We start from the raw sequence: 22178 nt of genomic DNA, 5'->3' as shown, positions 1-22178 counted from the left end.
GGGCCGCCGGGGCTTGATTGCACCAGCCTCTCTTCCTAGACGGGCGGCATTTCGGTAACCTGCGGGGTGATAGGGATAATGCGTAAAGGTATAATTCTCGCGGGCGGCTCGGGCACGCGGCTCTATCCCCTGACCAAGGGCGTGTCGAAGCAGTTGATGCCGGTCTATGACAAGCCGATGATCTATTATCCGCTGTCGGTATTGATGCTGGCCGGGATCCGCGAAGTGCTGATCATTACGACCCCGCAGGATCAGGCGGCCTTTCAAGCGTTGCTCGGCGACGGCACCGACATGGGCATGACAATCGAATATGCGGTGCAGCCCGACCCCGGCGGGCTGGCTCAAGCCTACCATATCGGCGCCGACTTCGTCGGGACCAATCCGTCGACGCTCATCCTCGGCGACAATATCTTCTACGGCCACGGCCTGCCGCAATTGCTCGAAGCGGCCGGGGACCGTCAAACGGGCGCGACCGTCTTCGGCTATTATGTCAGCGATCCGACCGCCTATGGCGTCGTGTCGTTCGACGCCGAGGGCCGCGCCGAAACGATCGAGGAAAAGCCCGCCAACCCGAAGTCGAACTTCGCCGTCACGGGCCTATATTTTTACGACGGGCGCGCGGTTGAACTGGCGCATCAGGTCAAGCCGTCGGCGCGCGGCGAGCTGGAGATCACCGACCTTAACCGCATGTATCTGGAGGCCGGCGAATTGTCGGTCGAGATCATGGGCCGTGGTTATGCCTGGCTCGATACCGGGACGCACGGGTCGCTGATCGACGCCGCCAACTATGTCCGCATCACCGAAGAGCGGCAGGGGCTGAAGATATGCGCCCCCGAAGAGATTGCCTGGCGCAAGGGCTTCATCGACGACGCGCAGTTGCAGCGCATTGCTGAGCCGCTTCGCAAGTCGGGTTATGGCGAATATCTGATGAAACTGCTGGAGCGTCGCTTCTGATGCTGTTCACTCCGACCCCGATCGACGGCGTGATGGTCATCGAACCCAAGGTCTTTGGGGACGACCGCGGCTTTTTCATGGAAAGCTGGAACGCCGAGGTGTTTCGCAAGGCTGGAATGGACCTCAGCTTCGTGCAGGACAATCACAGTCGGTCGTCGCGCGGCGTTCTTCGCGGGATGCACTATCAACGGCCCGGGCCGCAGGGAAAGCTCGTGCGCGTGACCGCCGGCGCGGTTTTCGACGTCGCGGTCGACCTGCGTCGCTCGTCGCCGACGTTCGGCAAATGGTTCGGGGTCGAATTGTCGGCCGCGAACAAAAAGATGCTCTACGTGCCCGAAGGAATGGCGCACGGTTTCCTCTGCCTCGCGGACGGCACCGACTTCCTCTATAAATGCACGAGCGACTACGCGCCGGCGAACGAGCACAGCCTTTTGTGGAACGATCCGGCGATCGGCATCGAGTGGCCGCTGGACGGCATCTCGCCGACGCTGTCGGCAAAGGATATCGCCGGGCAGCCGTTGTGCGAAACGCCGACTTTTCCCTGAAAGATATGGCAATGAAGGTTCTGATCACTGGAGCTGGCGGCCAATTGGGGCGGGCGCTTCAGACCGTGGGGCCCGCCCATGCGGAGATCGTCCCGGCAACGAGCGCCGACCTCGATATCGGCGATGCCGATGCGGTGCGGTCTTATGTCACCGCGGCAGCGCCGCAACTGCTTGTCAACGCGGCCGCTTATACCGCGGTCGACAAGGCCGAGAGCGATGCGGAAACCGCGTTCCGGATCAACGGCGAGGCGGTGGGCTATCTGGCTCGGGCGGCGGAAACCGCGGGTGCGCGCTTCGTCCATGTCTCGACGGACTTCGTTTTCGACGGGACGGCGGGAATACCTTATGCCCCCGATGCGCCGACGGCGCCGCTCGGTGTCTATGGCGCGTCGAAACTTCGCGGCGAACAGGAAGCCGGCGAGGGCGCGCTGATAGTCCGTACCGCCTGGGTTTATGGTAGCCGCGGGGCCAATTTCGTCCGCACGATGCTGCGGCTGATGGCCGAGCGCGACGAAGTTCGCGTTGTTGCCGACCAGATCGGAACCCCGACCTGGGCGACCTCGCTGGCCGAGGGCATCTGGAAACTGACGGCGACGGGCGCGACCGGCCTTTATCACTACACCGATAGCGGTGCGGCAAGCTGGTATGATTTCGCGGTTGCGATTCAGGAAGAGGCGCTGGCCATCGGGCTGCTCGACCGTGCGATCCCGATCCTACCGATCCCGAGCAGCGCCTATCTGACGCCCGCCAGGCGCCCGCATTATTCGGTGCTCGACAAGGAAGTGACCAGCGCGCTCATCGGTGCACCCGCGGCGCATTGGCGCAGCAATCTGCGTCTGATGCTCCGCGAGGTGCGCGCGCAGGGCTGACCCGGCCGACGCTTATTTCAGCGTGCCGAGGCGCTCGCCCGCGTAGACCTTGTTGCGGATCGGTTCCCACCAGTCGCGGTTTTCGAGATACCAGCGTACGGTCTTTTCGATCCCGCTGTCGAAATCGTACCGTGCCTTCCAGCCGATTTCATTCTCGGTCTTCGTCGCGTCGATGGCATAGCGGTGATCGTGGCCGGGGCGGTCGGTGACGAAGCTGATAAGGTCGCGGTGCGAGCGATCCTTCGGCGCCATCGCGTCCATCAGGTCGCAGATGCGCTCGACCACCTGAAGGTTGGTACGCTCATTGCGGCCGCCGATATTGTATTTCTTCCCGGCGCGACCCTTTTCGAGGATCATAACCAGCGCGCGGGCATGGTCGTCTACATAGAGCCAGTCGCGGATATTGGACCCGTCGCCATAGACCGGCAGCGTCTTGCCGTGGAGGGCGTTGAGGATGACGAGCGGGATCAGCTTCTCAGGGAAGTGATAGGGCCCGTAATTGTTCGAGCAGTTCGAGATCACGCAGGGTAGACCGTAAGTCCGGACCCACGCCGTCACGATATGGTCCGACGCGGCTTTCGAGGCCGAATAAGGCGAGGAGGGATCGTAGGGCGTCTCTTCGGTAAAGAGACCCGTCGGGCCGAGCGAGCCATAAACCTCGTCAGTCGATATATGAAGGAAGCGCAGGGCGTCGGCACGCTCGGCGGACAGGCTGTCGCGATAGGCGCGCAGCGCCTCGAGCATCACGGCGGTGCCGAGGATGTTTGTTTCGAGGAAGACCTGTGCGCCCGAAATCGACCGGTCGACATGGCTCTCGGCGGCAAGGTGCATCACGGCGTCGGGCTGGTAGCGCGCGAAAACACCATCGACCGCAGCGCGGTCGCGGACGTCGACCTGTTCGAAATGATAGCGGCCGGAATTTTCGATCGGTGCGAGCGAGGACCGGTTGGCCGCATAGGTGAGCGCATCGACGTTGACCACCTCGTGGCCCAGATCCTGGACGAGATGACGGCACACCGCCGACCCGATAAAGCCAGCGCCGCCGGTGACCAAAACGCGCGTCATACGATCTCCATCTTCAAACTTACTTCGCGGCCGCTATGTCTACCCGAGCGGCCGGGTGCGAGCGCCTATCGCACGCAACAAAGTCGGCGCGCAAGTCAAGGACCCAAAGGTTCGTCGCACCGCTCGACCTTCCCGGCGTGTCATGGTATCGGCCACGGCTGCGGCCGTGGCGCCCCGTGCCTCTCAATAGAGATCGTAAGAATATCAATATGATGAGCAGTTTTGAGGATTTGAGCGAGGCGGGGGCGGTGCCGTCTGTCGGCGTAATGTTGGCAACGTATAACGGCGAGATGTTCGTCGCAGAACAGATCGAAAGCATCCTTGATCAGCGCGGAGTCGTGTCGACAATCTATGTTCGCGATGATGGCTCCAGCGATCGGACGCTAGAGGTCGTTCGTTCCTGTTCCGAAACGCACCCCAGCCGGATCATACTGCTCGACAATGCGCCCCGCCGCTTCAGCACCGCGAGCGGAAATTTTTTCAGCATGCTGGCCGACGTCCGCCGGGCGCCACATGCCTATTTCGCCTTCTCCGACCAGGATGATATCTGGCTGCCCGAAAAGCTGGAACGCGCAGTCGGGCGATTGAGGGAAAGCGGGGCATCGGGTTACGCCTCTAACCTGACCGCCTTTTCCGAAGCCCGGGGCGCCGAATGGACGATGGTGAAGGCTGGTCCCCAAAAGCGCTTCGATCATTTATTCCAGGCTGCGTCGGCGGGGTGCACCTATGTTTTCGATCAGAAGGCTGCGGAGTTGATCGCGATGCGGATCGGCCCGGTCGACGATCAGGACTGGTGGGGGGTGTCGCACGATTGGCTTTGTTATTCGATTTGCCGGTCGCACGGCCTGTCGTGGGTGATCGATGACTGGTCGTGCATCCGCTATCGCCAGCATGAGCAGAATTTTTTCGGTGCACAGTCGGGCTTGAAGGGTGCGCTGAAGCGCCTGTCGCTCATCCGCGAAGGTTGGTATCGGGACACAGTGGTTCGCAACCGGCGTTTCCTTGACCCGGACAATATGGCGGAGCGGCCGGTGCTGGACCGCGTGGCCCGGCTGAACCTCGGCGACAGGCTGTGGCTCGCCGCACACGTCGGGGACCTCCGGCGCGAGCCCAAGGCGCAGTTGGCGTTGGCCGCAGCCTTGATCCTGGGGCTGATCTAACCCTACACGCCGTAAAATTGGCGATACCACGACACGAAATTGCCGACGCCGGTGCAAATGCCGGTTGTCGGCGCATAGCCCAACTCGTCGGCGATCGCGCTGATATCGGCATAGGTTTCATGGACGTCGCCGTCCTGCATCGGAAGCAGGTTGAGCTGCGCCTTGCGTCCGCAGGCATCCTCGATTTCACCGATAAGTTCCATCAACAATTCGGGCCGGTTATTGCCGATATTGTACACGCGGTGCGGCGTGACAAAGCCGCCGGCCTTTGGTTCGCCATCGTCGGCCGGTGGATTGTCGAGACTGGCGATCACGCCAGCGACGATGTCGTCGATATAGGTGAAGTCGCGGCGCATATCGCCGTGATTATAGACATCGATCGGCCGACCTTCGAGGATGGCCTTGGTGAATTTCCACAGCGCCATGTCGGGGCGGCCCCAGGGTCCGTAGACGGTGAAAAAGCGCAGGCCGGTTTGCGGCACGCGGAAGAGATGGGCATAGGTTTCGCTCATCAGTTCGTCCGCACGCTTGGTGGCGGCGTAGAGCGAGATCGGATGATCGACCCGGTCCTCGACGCGAAACGGCATGGCCTTGTTCGCACCATAGACTGAGGACGACGAGGCGTAGACCAGATGGCGCACGCTGCGGTGGCGGGCTATCTCCAGGATGCCGAGATGGCCTGCTACATTCGAACGGATATAGGCGGCCGGATTGTCGATCGAGTAGCGCACACCAGCCTGCGCCGCCAGATGGACAACGCGGTCGAAGTCGGCATCGGCGAGGGCCGTGACCAGTGCGGCCTCGTCGCCGATATCGGCGCGATGGACGGCAAGTCGATCGCCACCGAGCCGCTCGAGCTCGGCTACCCGCGCTTCTTTCAGATCGACCGGATAATAGTCATTGAAATTGTCGATACCGATAACCGTTTCTCCGCGTGCGAGCAGATGGGCAGCGGCGTGCATTCCTATGAACCCGGCAATTCCGGTGACGAGGACAGCCATGTTCAGCCCTCGGCTTTGCTGTTGGGAGGGCAGTGGCGCGAAATATCGAAAACACGAAACGTGCAACCGGCTGTCAGCAAAGCCGCCGACGCGCGGCGGCCGATAGGGGCGGCACAACGGGTGACGACGGTGTTCATTCCTATTCCTTCTGCCCGGCGCGAATTGGCGCATTCAGTCAGCGGCCTAGCACGAATATATGGAACAGCGAATTAACTGTCGATGCTGCGGAAAAACCGGCGAGGCAAACCCGTTCTCGGTAAAAGTTCATTCGGATTGGTGTTCCGCTGAAGTGCTCCGAAAATAAGGTGGCCCAAGAAGTTGGCAAAGGAAAGGCGGCGCTTCGACCTTGCAATACGGTGCTGCACGGGCGAATGGTAAGTGACGAAGACGGCCGTAGTGGCGTTGTTTTTATCTCTCCCGTCGGCGCGCTATTCCTGCTTGGCTCAACGTAAAACCGACGCAGAACTGAAAGGCAGGACCGGACAATGCCTTACCCCCGACGCAGTTTCTTTGCCCTTTCGCAGGCCGCGCTGCTGCCTTTGTTGGCCAGCGATGTGCAGGCGGTGCCGGACGGAAAGCGGCGGCCGCTGTCGACGCTTTCATTCGATAGTTTCAACGAACTCCGGGCGTTTGTCCCGGCAGATGTCGGAGTACAGGTACTGGCTGTGGTGCTTGGTGCGAAGGTTCCTTTCGATGGCGGTGGCGGCGTGTTTTTGTTCGACAGCCGGTCGTCGGACGCTGATGACGGGATGAGCATTTTGGGCGCGGCGAAGGATGATCGGGGACGCTGGCGTCGATTCGGAGAACCGGCGGTTGCGAATCAGGCGGAGCGCCTTGATGCAAGGTGGTTCGGCGCGAAGGGGGACATCCGGTCGGACGATACGCGAGCAATCCGCGATCTCGTCAAAGCTGCGGGGCCATATGACGGCGTACATGCTAAAGCGGCCTATATGCAGAGCGGGCTCTACAGGCTGACGGGTTCGCTCACCCCCCAAAGCTTTTCCCGGGTGCACGGCGACGGCATCACCCAGTCGGTATTGTATAATTTCGAGCATAAGCTTCCGGATGTTCCGGTATTCTTCACTTCCGAGCGGCTGATTTTCTCCTCATTCGAAAATTTTGGAATGATGTCGCAACGCGCAGGTTTCGATATCGCGGGTGAAACCGATCACAATCACTTCGCGAATGTGGGCTGCTACGAAATGGCAGACGCCCTGTTCCGGTTTCGGGGGCCGCTCCAGACATCGGTGTTCGACCGAATAGTCGCCGATACCTCGACCTACGGCATCGTGTGCGAGCACCCGGTCGTTAATCGCAATACCTTTCGCGAACCCGAGTTCAAGAATCTTCGCAATTCGGCTATGAAGTTCGCCGGTGCCGAGGATGTACTCGTGATCGGTGGTCGCTTCGAGACCGGGGGGGCGCTGGGCAAGGCAATTCTGGATTTTTCGAATGTCCGTCTTATCACTTTTCTCGGCGGCTATTTTGAGGGTAGCCACGAATATATTCTTAGAGCGCGCAACACGGTTGGCCTCATCGCATTTGAATCTGTTCATTTTACGTATTTTCGACCTGGAGTTCCGTATAAGTGGGATGTCGACGCGAAAGCCCGACTTGTATTTCGTAACTGTCACTCAACCATACCTATGACTGTTCCCCGAGGGAGCCTCTTGGAAGGGGTCAACTATAATCTCAGCGTTGCGCCGCGCTGAAAATGCCGTGCGCGACGCGACACAATCTCTTGCATTCTTGATGTCAGCGCTCGACATTGGTGTCATGGATTTCGCGTTCGACAATAGTTTTCATCGTAGCATGGGAGGCTTTTACGCGCCCGCAGATGCTGCGAAGCCTTCAATGCCTGAGTTGCTAGCCATCAACCATCTCCTCGCCGATCGGCTTGGACTCGACGTCGGCGGCACCGCCAAAGACGAGCTTGCGCGGATATTTTCGGGCCATGTGCTTCCCGAGGGCTCCAACCCGCTGGCGCTTGCTTACGCCGGGCATCAGTTCGGGCATTTTTCGCCGCAGCTTGGCGACGGCCGTGCGCTGCTTCTCGGCGAAATCATCGCCCCTGAAGGCGCGCGATACGACGTCCAGTTGAAAGGGTCGGGGCCGACCGCCTTTTCGCGCAATGGTGACGGCAAGGCCGCGATCGGCCCGGTGCTGCGCGAGTTTCTGGTGTCGGAAGCGATGGCGGCGATGGGCGTCCCGACGACGCGTGCGCTGGCCGCTGTCGCGACGGGGGACCGCGTGCAGCGCGAACGTGCGCATCCCGGCGCGGTGCTGACCCGCATCGCGAGCAGCCACATCCGCGTCGGAACCTTCCAGTTTTTTGCCGCGCATTTCGGCGCGGATCACATCGTCCAGCTCGCCGACTACAGCATTCGCCGCCATTTTCCCGACCTGGCGCAGGCCGCCAACCCGTCGCTTGCACTCCTCGATCGCGTTATCGGCCTGCAATGCGAACTGGTTGCACGCTGGCTGGCTGTGGGTTTCATCCACGGCGTCATGAACACCGACAATGTCGCGATCAGTGGCGAGACGATCGATTATGGTCCGTGCGCCTTCATGGATCGCTTTGCCGTGAACACGGTCTTCAGCTCGATCGACGCCAACGGCCGCTATGCCTATGGCCGCCAGCCGCAGATCCTGCACTGGAATATGGCGCGCTTTGCCGAGGCGTTGCTGCCCGCGATCCACCGGGTGTCGCCCGCCGATGTCGATGCGGCGAAGGCATTGGTCGATGCCATTCCCGTCCGTTTTCGCACGATATGGCATGCGCAGGTCCGGGGGAAACTGGGTCTCGGCGGCGAGGGCCCCGACGACAGCGAGTTGATCGATACGCTCTTCGACGAACTCGAAGAACATGATGTGGATTTCACCTCTTTCTTTCGGGCGCTCGCCATGCTCCTGCGCGGCGACGGTGCGATGCTGGAAAGCCTGCTTCCCGCCCTTGACGCGATGGCGCCGTGGATCGCGCAGTGGTGGGAGCGGATCGCGCACAAGGCGACGGGGCCGCTGGAACACGCCGCCGCGATGGACGCGGTGAACCCGCTCTACATCCCGCGCAATCATCTGGTCGAAGCCGCACTGGACGCGGCGGAGGCGGGCGACCTCGCGCCGTGGCTCGAACTGCTCGAAGTCGTGCGTCATCCCTATGCCCTTCGTCAGGGGCATGAGCGGTTTGCCGCGCCGGCCCCTGCCGACGCCGGCCCTTACACGACCTTCTGCGGCACCTGACGCCGGCCACGGTTGAGCCGGTGCGCCGCAATTGCTAGGGACGGCGCCACATCGATCAGAGGATAAGTCATTGCCCCCAGCAAATGTGCCGCATGCGCCGTCCGTCAAAATCACAGTCGTCGGCACGGGCTATGTCGGTATTTCCAACGCCATATTGCTGGCGCAGCGCAATGAGGTGATCGCGCTCGACATCGATGCGCGCAAGGTCGAGCAGATCAATGCCAAACAATCGCCGATCGCCGATCCCGAGATCGAGGATTATCTCGCGAACAAGCCGCTGAACCTGATCGCGACGACTGACCGCGACGCCGCATACGCGGGCGCGGCCTTCGTCATTGTCGCGACGCCGACCGACTATGATCCCGATACCAATTATTTCAACACAAGCACGGTCGAGAGCGTGATCGCCGATGCGCTGGTAAAGGCGCCGGGCGCGCTGATCATCGTGAAATCGACCGTGCCGGTCGGCTTTACCGAGCGGATGCGGGCCGAACATGGCAGCGACGCGATCGTCTTCTCACCCGAATTCCTGCGCGAGGGGCGCGCGCTCTACGACAATCTCCACCCCTCGCGCATCATCGTCGGCGACACGCACCCGCGCGCCGCCGAGTTCGCGCGCCTGTTGCTCGAAGGATCGCTCAAGCCCGAGGCGGAGATTTTGCAGACCGGCAATACCGAAGCCGAGGCCATCAAGCTGTTCGCCAACACCTACCTTGCGATGCGCGTCGCCTTCTTCAACGAGCTCGATACCTACGCCGCCTCGCACGGCGTGGACTCGCGCCAGGTGATCGAGGGCGTTTGCCTCGATCCGCGTATCGGGCAATTCTACAACAATCCGTCCTTCGGCTATGGCGGCTATTGCCTGCCCAAGGACACCAAGCAGATGCTCGCCAACTATCAGGAAGTGCCGCAGAATCTGATCCAGGCGATCGTGTCGTCGAACACCACGCGCAAGGATTTCATCGCGTCCGAAGTCATCAAGCGGGCGCCGCGCGTCGTCGGCATCCACCGGCTCGCGATGAAGGCGGGATCGGACAATTTCCGCGCCAGCAGTATCTTGGGCGTGATGAAGCGAGTGAAGGCGAAGGGCATCGAGGTGATCGTCTATGAACCGCTGGTCGAGGAGGACCGCCTGTTTAATTCGCGCGTGATCCGCGATCTCGAGGCGTTCAAGGCCGAGGCTGATGTCATCATTGCGAACCGGGTGACCGAAGACCTCGCCGATGTCGCGGACAAGGTTTACAGCCGCGACCTGTTCGGCGCCGATTCCTGAGTTTTCTCCATCGCCGCAACTCGCCGCATCGCCGGGAACTGTCCCATTGTCGGAGAGTTAGCTTATCAAATGGGGAGAAACGGGTTGCACAGCCATATCTCGCAAGCCACAAGTGCGCATCGGTGGCCAGCAGATGAAAAAATCTGAAAATTCCTGTGTATCGTCAGGCCGTCGATCCTCGCGGATGCGGCCGCTATTGATCGCCGCGACCTCCTTTCTTTGCCTCGCCTGGGCCGGCGCTGCCCATGCGCAGCAAGTCGAACCGCCGCAGGTGGTCCGGACCGTCGAAACTAAACAGACCGAGCCGATCGCGGCGCCATCGCCCCCCCCGCCCGATGCCGTCCTGCCCGAAGTGGCGCCGATCATCGAGGATGAGGAGTTCGAAAAGGCGATCCCGCCGATTAGCGCCGAGGACGATGCCGAGCTCGACCGTCCGCTGGAATCGATTGCCGATTTCGAAAAGCGCCAGGCGGCCGAGGCCGCGAAAGGCGTAAAACCGGCCGCGGAGGGCTCCGCAGAAGCCACGGTGGAAGCCCAGCCGCCGCAGGTGGATGGCGTTCCCGTGCCCGCACTCGCCGACGGCGATACCGTCGAGGTGATCGGCGACGCGCCGATCAGCGACGTCGAGCTCGCGGCGCCGCTGCCGCCGCTCGAAAATTTCGACGTCGAACCGGTCCAGTTTGCCGAGGCCGACGACGACAAGGATAATGTCAGCGTTGCCTATACCGTCAAGGTCAACGGGCTGAACGCCGCCGACGACAGCACCGATGTCGATCTCGCCGATCTGTTCGGCGACCTGTCGGCGCTGTACGACGGCGACGGCAAGGCCGACAATGCGGCGATGATCCGTGCGCGCCTGACCGCCGATGGCGAACTGATGCACCGTATCCTCGCGTCCGAAGGCTATTATGATGCGGTCGTCGATACGCGTATCGACCGCAGCGAGCGCGAGGAAGGGCAGCAAGACCAGCAAGACCAGCAAGGCCAGCGCCGGTCGATCACCGCGGTTATCGATGTGAAGCCGGGCAAGCGTTACACGCTGGCCGACATCATTATCAACGCCGCGCCGACGGTCCCGCCGAGCCTGATCGCCGACAATTTCCCGCTCGCCGTCGGCGAACCGATCGTGGCGCAGCGGATACAGGGTGCCGAAGCGGCGATCGCGCTCAAGCTGCCGCAGGAGGGCTATCCCTTTGGCAAGGTCGGGCAGCGCGACATATTGCTCGACGGCGCGACCGGCGACGGCGTCTATACGCTGCCGGTCGAGATCGGGAAACGGTCGCGCTTTGGCGGGATCGAGACGACGGGCGACCTTGCGTTCGATGCCGAGCATGTCGAGGTGCTGGCGCGATTCAAGCGCGGCGATCTTTACGACAGTCGCATGGTCGACGATCTTCGGCAGGCGCTGGTCGCAACGGGGCTGTTCGCGACCGTCGCCGCCGAACCGCAGCCGACGGGCGAAAGCGCGGGCGACGATACCGAATATGTGACGATGCTGGTGACCCAGCAGGCCGGCCCGCCGCGGACGCTGGCCGCCAGCGCAGGTTACGGGACCGGCGAGGGCATCAGGCTGGAAGGCAGCTGGACGCATCGCAACCTGTTTCCGCCCGAAGGGGCGCTGACCTTCCGCGGTGTATTGGGCACGCAGGAGCAGGGGATCGGGGCGACGCTGCGCCGCTCGAACGCCGGCCGCCGGGACCGTACGATGGAGCTCGTCACCGAGGTCACGCGCAGCAATTATGACGCGTTCAATGCGATCACGGGCCGTGTCGGCGTGCGCGTCAGCTATGACTCGACCCCGATCTGGCAGAAGAAATTCACCTATGCCTATGGCGCCGAGCTGATCGCGACACGCGAGGATGATTATGATTTCACGACGGGTGCGCGATCCTATGATTTCTATACCATCTTCGGGTTGACGGGGCAGGTCGGGATGGACCGCACAGACAGCCTGCTCGACCCGACGAAGGGTTTCCGCATCGCCAGCCTGATCCAGCCCGAAGGCTCGCTCGCCGGGAGCTTCTCGCCCTATGCACGGCTACGGACCGACGTCAGCGGTTATTATCCCGTCACCGACAGCATCGTGGTCGCGGGCCGCGTCCGCGTCGGGTCGATCCTCGGCGCGGCGCGCGAGCGGCTGGCACCCTCGCGGCGTTTCTATGCGGGTGGTGGCGGCTCGGTGCGCGGCTTCGGTTATCAGGAGCTCGGGCCAAAGGATCCGAACAACGACCCGATCGGCGGCCGCAGCGTCGCCGAGGCAGCGTTCGAGACACGCTATCGCTTCGGCAATTTCGGCGTCGTCGGCTTTGTCGACGCTGGGCAGGTTTATCGCTCATCCGCGCCGACCTTCCAGAATCTGCGCTTCGGCGCCGGTATCGGCGCGCGCTACTATACGAACTTCGGTCCGATGCGTTTCGACATCGCCACCCCGATCGGACGCAAGCCGGGTGAGGCGCGCGTCAGCGTCTATGTTTCGATCGGGCAGGCGTTCTGATGGCCGACGACGCCGCCTTCGCCGAAGACGGGACCGTGCCGGCGAAAGCCTTGCGTTCGTGGCCGCTCACGATATTGCGCTGGATCGGGCTGAGCCTGCTCGGGCTCGTGCTGCTCTTTGCGCTGTTCCTCATCGGGCTCAACAGCGACGCCGGACGGCGTTTCGTCGTCACCCAGATCGAAAAATATGAATTCGAAAACGGGATGAAGATCGGCATCGGCCGGCTCGACGGGTCGCTCTATGGCCGGATGGTCATCCGCGACTTTACGCTGTCCGACCCGAAGGGCGTGTTTCTCGCGTCGCCCGAAGTGAAAGTCGACTGGCGGCCGATCCGCTATCTCGCCAATCATGTCGACGTCCGTTCGGCAACCGCCGCGACGATGACGATGCGCAAGCTGCCCGAGTTCAAGGTGGTTCCCGACACCGGCGAGCCGCTGCTGCCCGATCTCGATATCGACGTCGGGCTGGTGCGCGTCGATCGTTTCATCTTCGAACCGCTGGTGGCGGGCGAGCGCCAGGTCGCGAAATTGAACGGCAAGATCGCGATCGCCGATCGCCGCGCGCAGGTCACCGCCAATGCCGAAACGATTGCTGGCGGCGGGGGGCAGGGCGATGCGCTGAAACTGGTGCTCGATGCGGTGCCCGAGGCGAACCGGCTCGCGGTCAAGCTCGACGTCACCGCGCCGCAGGGCGGCGTGCTTGCGGCGATGGGCGGCTTCAAGGAAACGCTGACCGCGAAGCTCGACGGTCGCGGCGACTGGAAGGCGTGGAACGGCAATCTGACCGCGAACCTGGGCGCCGTGCCGCTCGCGCGGCTGGCGTTGACGGCGCGTGACGGCACTTTCGCAGCCAAAGGGACGGCGCAGGCTTCCCGCCTGTTTGCCGACGGCCCGGTGGCCGAGATTTTGGGCACCGAAACCGCGATCGATCTCACCGCGCGGCTGAACGAGCGTAAGGCAGCGATCGACGGGCGGCTCTCTTCGGACGCGGCGCGGCTCGGGATCAGTGGCGGGGTCGACCTCGGTGCCAGCCGCTACGATGGGCTGGAACTCGCGGCCAATATATTGCGGCCGGGCGCGATTGCGCCCGCGGTGCGCGCCAATGGTCTCCGCGCGACGGCCAAGCTCGACGGCGCCTTCGCATTGCCGACGGTCGAATATCAGGCGAATGCCAACAGTCTCGCGTTCAACGACATTATCGTCGAGGGGCTGAGCCTCGCGGGCAAGGCGCGCGTCGACGCCGACCAGATCGTCATCCCGGTCTCCGGCCGCGCGACGCGCATCCGCGGACTCGATACCGTCGCCGGCGGCACATTGGTGGCGGTCCGGCTCGACGGCGATCTCGCCTACAGCAACAGCCGCATCCTCAGCGACAACCTGCGCCTGCGCTCGCCGCGCATCGATGCGAAGGCGATCATCATCGCCGATCTGAATAAAGGTTTCTACACGGGCGCGATCGACGGGCGGATCAACGATTATCGCGTCGAAAGCGTCGGCATCTTCGACATCGACACCGATGCCGATTTGAAGACCGCGCCGCGCGGCGGGTTCGAGATCGTCGGCCGCGTTCGCGCGCGCTCGACCAGATTGTTCAACTCGGGCGTGCGCGATTTCCTCGGCGGCAATGCGACCGCGTCGAGCGACGTGCGCTATGGCACCGATGGCATGATCCGCTTCGCCAATTTGCGGATGTCGGCGCCGCGCTTGCGGGTCACCGGCGGGCAGGGGAGCTATGCGCCGAACGGCCAGATCCGGCTGACGGCGCGGGCGAATTCGTCCGACTATGGTCCCGTCGGGGTTCAGCTTGCCGGGACGATCAGCGATCCGCGCGCCGTTGTGACCGCCGCGCGACCGGGGCTCGGTATAGGGCTCGCCAATCTGGTGGCAAAGATCAACGGCGCCCCGAACGGCTATCGCCTCGCGGCGACCGGCGACACCGATTATGGCCCGCTGTCGGCCGACGTCGTCCTGCTGATGGCGAAAGGGCCGCTGACGATCGATGTCGAGCGCGGCGACCTTTCGGGCATCGGTTTCTACGGACGGCTGGTAAAGAGCGATGCCGGGCCGTTCGTGGGCCAGCTTAACGCGTCCGGGCAGGGACTTGGCGGTCTCGTCCGTCTGAGCGCCGCGGGCCAATATCAGGCCGCGGCGATCAACGTCCGCGCCAACGATGTCGTGCTCCCCGGCGCGGCGAAACTCGCGGTGGGCTCGGCAATCGTCGATGCCGATGTGACGCTCTACGACACGCCGCATATCGTCGCCGACATCCAGATCGCCGACACGCAGATCCGTGAATATGATATCGCGGTCGGACGCGTGAAGATCGACTATCGCGACGGCAGCGGCAAGGCGCAGGCGCTTGTCGAGGGCACCAGCGGCGTGCCGTTCCGCATCGCCGCCAACGCCGATCTCCAGCCCAAGCTCTGGCGCGCGGCTGTGCAGGGGCGCGCGACGGGGATCAGCTTCCGCACGACAACGCCCGCGCGCATCATTCCCGGCGCCGACGGCTACGAACTGTTGCCGACCAATATCAGCCTCGGCCGTGGCAGCCGGGCGCGGATTGCCGGGCGCTTCGGCGACGGGATCATGATTCAGAGCCGGCTCGAACGCGTCAACATGGCGATTCTCAACGCCGTCTATCCCGACATGGGGCTTGGCGGCCGCGCGACGGGCAGCCTCGATTTCGAGCAGGCCAATTGGGACAGCTTCCCGCGCGCCGACGCGCGGCTGACGATCACCGACTTCACGCGGACCACCGCCGCGTCGGTCAGCCAGCCGGTCGACGTCAACTTCGCCGGCAAGCTGCTCGCTGACGGCGGCGAAGCGCGCGCGGTGATGCGCAAGCGCGGCAGCGTGATCGGGCGCCTGCAGGCGTCGCTCCGCCCGCTCGGCGCCGGCGCGGGCAGCTGGACCGAACGGCTGATGGCGGCGCCACTTGGTGGCGGTATCCGCTACAACGGCCCCGCCGACACGCTCTATTCCTTCTTTGGCCCCGCCAGCCAACATGTATCGGGGCCGGTCGCAGTCGCCGCCGATTTCAGCTGCAGTGTCTCCGATCCCTGCTTGCAGGGCGTCGTCCGCGGCAAGGACATGGTCTATGAAAACCAGACTTATGGCACGCGGCTGACCAATATGGTCGTCAATGGCCGTTTCACCGGCAACCGGCTCGAGATCGAGCAACTGACCGCGACAGCGGGTGAGGGCACCGTACAGGCCAAGGGGTATATCAGCCTCGCTTCGGCTGACGGTTATCCGATGAACATCTCCGCGACGCTCGACAATGCGCGCCTCGCCAAGAGCGAGAATATCGCCGCGCGCGCGACGGGCAATCTGACGCTGGAAAAGGTCGCGGGCCAGACCGCGCTCCTGTCGGGCAGCCTGCGCCTCCCCGAAACGCGCTATCGCATCATTCGCGAGGGCGCGGCGCAGGTTCCGGTGCTCACCGGCGTGCGGCGCAAGCCCCCCGCGGGCCGCCAGCGGATCAGCGGGGACGGGCTCGCGGCGGTCGGCGGCAGCCTGTTCGACCTCATCCGCCTCGATATTGCGCTGAAGGCGCCCGACGAAATCTATGTCAGCGGCATGGGGCTCGAATCCGAATGGAAGGCCGACATCGTCCTGCGCGGCACGACCCAGGATCCGCGCGTCACGGGCGAAATCGAGCTGGTGCGCGGCACGCTAGGCTTTGCCGGCCGCTCGTTCGAGCTTCAGGAAGGACGAGTGACCTTCCCGACGGGCGAAGCCTTCGACCCCGCGATCCGGTTGCTCGCGAGCGACACGATCGAGACCGTGACGGTGAGCATCAGCGTGACGGGCCGTGCGAGCAATCCGCAAATCGCCTTCTCCAGCGTCCCGGGGCTGCCGCAGGACGAAATCGTGTCGCGCATCCTGTTCGGCGATTCGATCACGACGCTGTCGCCGCTGCAGGCGGTGCAGCTCGCCTCGTCGCTTAACACGCTGAGCAGCGGAGGCGGGGGTTTGAGCCCGCTCGGTGCGCTCCAGTCGGCGACGGGGATCGACCGGCTGCGCGTGCTTGGCCCGGACGATACCGTCGGGCGCGGCGCCGCGCTGGCCGCCGGACAATATATCACCAAGGACATCTATCTGGAGGTGATCACCGACGCGCGCGGCTATACCGCGACGCAGCTCGAGATCAGCCTGACCCCGGCGCTGTCGCTGCTCAGCCAGGCGGGCGGATCGGGCGGATCGAACCTCAGCGTCCGATACCGCAAGGATTATTGATGCGCGCCGCTGTCCTGCTCGTCCCGCTGCTGCTGCTCGCGGCGTGCAAGGACGAACCGCGTTTCGAGGACCGCTACGACAAAGCGGCCAAGGAGATCGAAGCGCGCGCGAAGGCGATGGATGCCGACATCGCCAAGTCCGACGAAGCGGCCGCCGCGGCATCCAAAGACTTGCCTAAAGACGCCAGGCCGTCTAACGCGCCCACGTCATCTGGGGAGTAGCCAGCCGTCGTTCAGGACGGGCCACCGTGTCAACATACTCGGCCGAGAGGTCGTGGTGCGGTGGAAGCGGGAGACCGCTTGGGCGAGACCAATGGCATCAACCTTCGTCCGGGCCGGGCGGCGGGTTTGATGTCTATTGGAATCGCGAAGCCGCTCGGCCCCGGAGTACCCCATGGAAGCCCTGTTCACCTCGACCGCCGTCGTTGCGCTCGCCGAAATCGGCGACAAGACGCAACTCCTCGCGATCCTGCTCGCAACGCGGTTCAATCGCCCGGTGCCGATCATTCTCGGCATATTGGTCGCGACGCTCGCCAACCATGCGCTTGCGGCGCTGCTCGGGGCGTCGGCCGCTGCTTTCCTCGACAGCCCGGTCTTTCGCTATGCGATCGGCCTGTCCTTCATCGCAATGGCGGCGTGGACGCTGATTCCCGACAAATTCGAGGACGACGACGCGCCGAAGCCGCGCTTCGGAGCGTTCCTGACGACGCTGGTCGCTTTCTTCCTCGTCGAAATGGGCGACAAGACGCAGGTCGCGACGATCGCGCTTGGTGCGCAATATCATGACGTCCCTTTGGTCACCGCGGGCACGACGCTCGGCATGATGATCGCCAACGTGCCCGCAATCTTCCTCGGCCAAGAGCTGCTCAAGCGCGTCGATCTCGCCAAGGTCCGCATGGCCGCTGCGGTCTTGTTCCTCGTGATCGGCCTGTGGGTACTGGCGCAGACCGCGGGCTGGCTCGGCTAGTCCGCGTTTCGTCCGGCGAGGGTGCGTTCGAAATGCCAGCTCGACGAGCACATGGCGTCAAGATCGCGCTCCGCAGTCCATCCAAGTTCATTCGCGGCGCGGTCGGGGCTGGCGAAGCAGCTTGCGACATCGCCGTCGCGGCGCGGCGCGATGCGATAGGGAATGCTAACCCCATTCACGCGCTGGAATGCCTCGACCATGTCGAGCACCGAATAGCCTTGGCCGGTGCCGAGGTTCCAGATCGACAAGGATGCGTCGGCCTTGCCGATCGCATCGAGCGCCGCGACATGGCCATCGGCGAGGTCGACGACATGGATATAGTCGCGCACCCCGGTGCCGTCGGGCGTTTCATAGTCGTTGCCGAACACCGACAGCTCGTTCAGCCGTCCGGCGGCCACGCGGCTGATGAACGGCATAAGATTGTTCGGGATGCCGTTCGGATTTTCGCCGATCAGCCCGCTGTCGTGCGCGCCGACAGGGTTGAAGTAGCGCAGGATCGCGATCCGCCACTCGGGATCGGCGGCGGCGACGTCGGCCAGCATTTCCTCGATCATCAACTTGGTGCGGCCATAGGGGTTGGTCGCCGAGGTCGGATGATTTTCGTCGAGCGGCAGATATTGCGGCTGCCCGTAGACCGTTGCGCTCGATGAGAAGACCAGTCGCTTTGCGTTGCAGTCGATCATCGCTTCGAGCAGCGACAGAGTGCCTCGGACATTATTGTCATAATATTTGATCGGTTCGGCGACCGATTCCCCGACCGCCTTCAAGCCCGCGAAATGGATGACGGCCTCGATCGCGTGCTCGGTCATCACGCGGCGCAGCGTGTCGCCGTCGCGGATGTCGCCTTCGACGAGCGGTATCGCCTGGCCCGTAATCGCCTCGAGACGATCCATCACCGCTGCATCGCTGTTCGACAGATTGTCGAAGCACACCACATGGTGGCCAGCCGACACGAGCGGCGCTGCGACGTGGCTGCCGATATAACCTGCACCGCCCGTCAGTAGAATATTCATTGCTCGATCATCTCCATTCGCGCGCAGCGGCCGTCGCGGATGGACCTATTCTATCCGCGACACCCTGCCAAATAATTGTCCGTCGGCCATGTGTCGATTTTCGTGTAACCTTCGCTGCCATATCGGCGAACAGGTCATCAAACGCCGTCATCTGCGTCGGGAAGGGATCGTTGTTGCAGCCGCTTCGGCCATCCTGGTTCCCGATGAGCTTCGTCAGGATATACGCGAAATGAGCATCGACGAACCTTCGCTGGCGCGCTTGATGGCCGCATCGCAGCGGGGGGACCGCGCGGCCTATCGCGCGTTGCTCGGCGATTGCCGCAAATGGCTCACCCGCTATTTCGCACGGCGAATCGCGCCGCACCATATCGACGATCTGGTGCAGGAGACGCTTGTGTCGATGCACCGCAAACTTGCCACATGGGACAGCGGACGCGCCTTTCTGCCGTGGCTTGCGGCGATCGCGCGCTACCGCTGGATCGACATGCTCCGCCGCCAGCGCGACGAGGCCGAGCTGGGTGACAATGATGCCGCGGTCGGCGCCGAGGACGAGGCGATCCACGCGCGCCTCAGCATCGACCATCTGCTGACGCTGCTTCCGCCGGGGCAGGCTCAGGCGATCACGCTCGTGAAGATCGAGGGCGCCTCGATTGCCGAGGCATCGCAGATTTCCGGCCAGAGCGAATCGCTCGTCAAAGTGAATATCCATCGCGGGCTCAAGAAGCTCGCCGAACTGATTGAGAGTGAGTGAGATGAAGGACGCATCGATCGACGATCTGATCGACGGCTTGGCAAGCGACCTGAAACCCGTTCGTCCGCGGCGCGTCGTGCGCGGATCCCTGTGGGTCGCCGCCGGCTGGCTGGGGGTCGGCGCTGTGCTGGTAACCCTGTTCGGGGCACGGCACGATCTTGCCGCCGGCGTGATGCCGCCGCTTTCGATGCTCGCCTTCTGGCTGCTCGCCGCCGCGGGTGTCGCCGCGGCATGGAGCGCGCTGCGCATGGGGCTGCCCGGCGTCGGGCGCGACTATGGCGGCTGGCGCTGGGCGGTCGGGGCGTTGCTGGCGTTGCCGCTCGCGGCCGTGTTCGTGTCGTTCGGCGATGCGCATGGCCCTGCTGAAACCGCGCGGCGCGGGTTCGACATACACTGCCTCGCGCAAGGCGTGGTTTCGGGACTGGGCGTCGGGGCGGCGCTGTTCCTCTGGCTCAAGGCGAGCGCGCCGACCTCGCCGACGCGCGCGGGCTGGGTTATCGGGATTGCGGCGGGGGCGGCGGGGGCAACGATCGTCGCGCTCCTTTGCTCGAGCGACGACCTTGTCCACATCACGCTCTGGCATGCGTCGGCGGTGCCGTTCTCGGCGATCGCCGGGCGGCTGATCCTGCCTCGCTTCCTACGCTGGTAAGCGTCAGCGGACCGCTATTTTACCAATGCGGGTATCAACGTGCCAAACGCACCGCGGAGGCGCCGAGCCCCGTGACCAACGCGGCCCTCGGCCAGCGCGAAAGCAGCAGCACGAGCGGCAGTCCGGCGATCGAAACCATGCCGATGAAGGCGACCGGCCCCTGATAGGGACCGAAGGCATGGACCGCGCGCCAGGCCGCGAGAACGAGCAGCACCACGGCGAACGCGCGTAAGGTGGCGACCGTCGGCAGCCGCGCAAACGCGACGTCGCGGCGCAACCGGTGGCTGCTCAGCGCAAGGCAGGCCAGAGACGCATAGGACAGAAGAGCCGACTCAAGGCGCATCGACGGCCTCGCGCAAGGGGCTGGCGGGGCGCGGCGCCGCGCGGGGTTTCCGTGCCGGGCGTGACGATATTTGCGCTGCTCGCCATGCACCGAAGCCGAGCAACGCACCCGTCGCAAGCATGGCGAGATCGAACGCGACGAACAACCAGTCGCCGTTCACGAAAGATCGGAGAAACCCCCGCTCGGTCGTGAGTGCGTTGACCAGCGGCAGCGCCAGGAAAGCGATCGCCGCAATCGCCAGCATTTCGGTCCAGGCGCGGCGGATCGGCCGCACACAGGCCAGCGCCGCGAGCCCGAACCAGGTCCAGAACATGATGCTCACCTCGACGTCCCCGCGCGCCGGCAGCGCGGTCGGCAGCAGGCGGTTGGCGAGGAGGAAGGCTGCCATGCCCGCGGGAAGGCAGGCGATGGCGCCGACGTTCATCCGCTCGGCCAATCCTATTCCGAAGAAGGGCGCCGCGTTCGGGCGCTTGCGCTTCAACGTCCAGAGCATGAGCCCGGTGCCGACCATCGCCGTTCCCGAGAGGCCGAGCAGGAAAAAGGTCCAGCGCAGCAAGGGGCCGGCAAAGCTGCCCGTGTGCAGACCGCGCATGACGCCGCTCGTCTCGGCCGCGGGGCCGGGGGGCGACGACGCCGACAGCTGCCGGCCATCGACGCCCGAAAAGACGATCGATCCGCCGCGAGCGTTGAGCTGGTCCCTCGAGTTCTGGAACAGGGTAATCGTGGCGGCCGCGTCATTGGGATAGCGAACGACCATCGTAGCGGGCGTGCCGCCGCCCCATTCCTGCGACGCCCGGGCGATGAGCGGGCCGACGGGCGTCAGCGCGGCCAGGCGTCCCGGTGCCTCGGCGTCGGGCTCGGCGCCGAAGACGGCCTTCTCGAAGGTTGCCGGGTCCTTGTAGTTGGCCTGGATCGGCCACGGCATATACATCGCGACCAGCGTGATCAGGCCGGTGTAGGTGATCATCGCGTGGAAGGGCAGGGCGATCACCGCCGATGCATTGTGCGCATCGAGCCAGCTCCGCTGCCCCTTGCTCCACCGCAGCGTGAAGAAATCGACGAAGATGCGCTTGTGCGTGATGACGCCCGAGATGATCGCCGTCAGCATCGCCATTGCGCAGAGCCCGGCGAGCCATCGCCCCCATGGATGCGGAATCTGGAGCTGGAAGTGAAAGCGGTAGAAATGCTCGCCGCCGCGAGTGTCGCGCGCCGTCACTTCTTCGCCGGTTGCGGGGTCGAGCCGGAGTTCGGGGCGGCGCGGCGCGGGCTTCGCAGCGGGATCGGGGTTCGGACGTTCGCGAATGAAGATGCGCGTCGCGGTCGTGCGTGCGTCGGGCAGCGAGATGAACCATTGCTCGGCGGTCGGCGCGACCCTTTGCAGGTGCGCGACCGCGGTGCCCGCGGCGGTCGCGGCCGTGACCGGGCGCAGGTCGATCTCGGGCTGCATCCAGCGCGTGATTTCGGGCCGAAAATAGCTCGCGGTGCCGGTGAGGAACATCGCGAACAAGATCCACCCCGCGAGCAGTCCCAGCCAGCCGTGGATCCACGCCATCGACTGGCGAACGCCCGGCGCCTCGTTCGATGAAGCTTTGCTCATAGCGCCGGTCCCAGCAGCCA

The 22178-nt window shown here is 64.0% G+C and carries 18 protein-coding genes and 1 riboswitch; of the genes, 13 read left to right on the top strand and 5 right to left on the bottom strand.

What is annotated here, in order from left to right:
- Positions 1 to 78: 78 nt before the first annotated feature.
- The 3 genes from rfbA to rfbD are packed head-to-tail and all read left to right on the top strand — an operon-like array spanning position 79 to position 2368.
- A complete protein-coding gene (gene rfbA, locus ACREBX_RS17900) occupies positions 79 to 954 on the top strand; it encodes a glucose-1-phosphate thymidylyltransferase RfbA (RefSeq protein ID WP_431563090.1) in 876 nt (291 codons plus the stop codon).
- Positions 954 to 1499, top strand: a complete 546-nt coding sequence (gene rfbC, locus ACREBX_RS17895; protein WP_431563089.1) for a dTDP-4-dehydrorhamnose 3,5-epimerase — start codon at positions 954 to 956, stop codon at positions 1497 to 1499. Before rfbA ends, rfbC begins: the two co-directional genes overlap by 1 nt.
- Before the next feature lie 11 nt (positions 1500 to 1510).
- A complete protein-coding gene (rfbD, locus tag ACREBX_RS17890) occupies positions 1511 to 2368 on the top strand; it encodes a dTDP-4-dehydrorhamnose reductase (protein WP_431563088.1) in 858 nt (285 codons plus the stop codon).
- A gap of 12 nt (positions 2369 to 2380) precedes the next feature.
- Here the strand turns inward: rfbD and rfbB are convergent, their stop codons facing one another.
- The gene (rfbB, locus tag ACREBX_RS17885) at positions 2381 to 3433 is read right to left on the bottom strand and encodes a dTDP-glucose 4,6-dehydratase (RefSeq protein WP_431563087.1); all 1053 of its coding nucleotides are present in this window, start codon (positions 3431 to 3433) and stop codon (positions 2381 to 2383) included.
- Between the two features lie 209 nt (positions 3434 to 3642).
- On the opposite strand from rfbB, the gene ACREBX_RS17880 reads away from it, so the two are divergent.
- Complete coding sequence (locus ACREBX_RS17880; RefSeq protein WP_431563086.1) at positions 3643 to 4593, top strand: glycosyltransferase; 951 nt, start codon at positions 3643 to 3645, stop codon at positions 4591 to 4593.
- A 2-nt stretch (positions 4594 to 4595) separates the two neighbouring features.
- Here the strand turns inward: ACREBX_RS17880 and ACREBX_RS17875 are convergent, their stop codons facing one another.
- On the bottom strand, positions 4596 to 5594 hold the full coding sequence (locus ACREBX_RS17875) for an NAD-dependent epimerase/dehydratase family protein (protein WP_431563085.1): 999 nt from the start codon (positions 5592 to 5594) through the stop codon (positions 4596 to 4598).
- Positions 5595 to 6079: 485 nt separating this feature from the next.
- Between ACREBX_RS17875 and ACREBX_RS17870 the strand changes: the two genes are divergently transcribed.
- From ACREBX_RS17870 to ACREBX_RS17840, 7 genes are all read left to right on the top strand, one after another.
- Positions 6080 to 7306: a hypothetical protein gene (locus ACREBX_RS17870; RefSeq protein ID WP_431563084.1), complete on the top strand. Its 1227-nt coding sequence runs from the start codon at positions 6080 to 6082 to the stop codon at positions 7304 to 7306.
- A 40-nt stretch (positions 7307 to 7346) separates the two neighbouring features.
- A complete protein-coding gene (locus ACREBX_RS17865) occupies positions 7347 to 8834 on the top strand; it encodes a protein adenylyltransferase SelO (protein ID WP_431563083.1) in 1488 nt (495 codons plus the stop codon).
- A 70-nt stretch (positions 8835 to 8904) separates the two neighbouring features.
- Positions 8905 to 10107, top strand: coding sequence for a nucleotide sugar dehydrogenase (locus ACREBX_RS17860; protein ID WP_431563082.1), 1203 nt, complete (start codon positions 8905 to 8907; stop codon positions 10105 to 10107).
- Positions 10108 to 10291: 184 nt separating this feature from the next.
- On the top strand, positions 10292 to 12601 hold the full coding sequence (locus ACREBX_RS17855) for an autotransporter assembly complex protein TamA (RefSeq protein WP_431563081.1): 2310 nt from the start codon (positions 10292 to 10294) through the stop codon (positions 12599 to 12601).
- Entirely contained in the window at positions 12601 to 16839 is a 4239-nt protein-coding gene (locus ACREBX_RS17850) for a translocation/assembly module TamB domain-containing protein (protein WP_431563080.1), read from the top strand. The genes ACREBX_RS17855 and ACREBX_RS17850 overlap by 1 nt, the downstream gene beginning before the upstream one ends.
- Entirely contained in the window at positions 16839 to 17060 is a 222-nt protein-coding gene (locus ACREBX_RS17845) for a hypothetical protein (RefSeq protein WP_431563079.1), read from the top strand. Before ACREBX_RS17850 ends, ACREBX_RS17845 begins: the two co-directional genes overlap by 1 nt.
- Positions 17039 to 17216: riboswitch (yybP-ykoY riboswitch) on the top strand. It overlaps the preceding gene by 22 nt.
- 16 nt (positions 17217 to 17232) lie before the next feature.
- On the top strand, positions 17233 to 17805 hold the full coding sequence (locus ACREBX_RS17840) for a TMEM165/GDT1 family protein (protein WP_431563078.1): 573 nt from the start codon (positions 17233 to 17235) through the stop codon (positions 17803 to 17805).
- On the opposite strand, the gene galE is transcribed toward ACREBX_RS17840, so the two are convergent.
- Positions 17802 to 18818, bottom strand: coding sequence for a UDP-glucose 4-epimerase GalE (gene galE / locus ACREBX_RS17835; RefSeq protein ID WP_431563077.1), 1017 nt, complete (start codon positions 18816 to 18818; stop codon positions 17802 to 17804). The two genes, ACREBX_RS17840 and galE, sit on opposite strands and share 4 nt — an antisense overlap.
- Before the next feature lie 229 nt (positions 18819 to 19047).
- Here galE and ACREBX_RS17830 point away from each other — a divergent pair, with 229 nt between their 5' ends.
- On the top strand, positions 19048 to 19569 hold the full coding sequence (locus ACREBX_RS17830) for a sigma-70 family RNA polymerase sigma factor (RefSeq protein WP_431563076.1): 522 nt from the start codon (positions 19048 to 19050) through the stop codon (positions 19567 to 19569).
- A gap of 1 nt (position 19570) precedes the next feature.
- A complete protein-coding gene (locus tag ACREBX_RS17825) occupies positions 19571 to 20218 on the top strand; it encodes an NrsF family protein (protein ID WP_431563130.1) in 648 nt (215 codons plus the stop codon).
- A gap of 34 nt (positions 20219 to 20252) precedes the next feature.
- On the opposite strand, the gene ACREBX_RS17820 is transcribed toward ACREBX_RS17825, so the two are convergent.
- A complete protein-coding gene (locus ACREBX_RS17820) occupies positions 20253 to 20561 on the bottom strand; it encodes a DUF3325 family protein (RefSeq protein ID WP_431563075.1) in 309 nt (102 codons plus the stop codon).
- A complete protein-coding gene (locus tag ACREBX_RS17815; protein ID WP_431563074.1) occupies positions 20551 to 22158 on the bottom strand; it encodes a PepSY-associated TM helix domain-containing protein in 1608 nt (535 codons plus the stop codon). Before ACREBX_RS17815 ends, ACREBX_RS17820 begins: the two co-directional genes overlap by 11 nt.
- Positions 22159 to 22178: the final 20 nt, after the last annotated feature.

Source organism: Sphingopyxis sp. (genome assembly GCF_050725655.1).
Lineage (GTDB): Bacteria > Pseudomonadota > Alphaproteobacteria > Sphingomonadales > Sphingomonadaceae > Sphingopyxis.
Note: the sequence above shows the minus strand (reverse complement) of the source record. Positions and strands in the feature narration are given on the sequence as shown.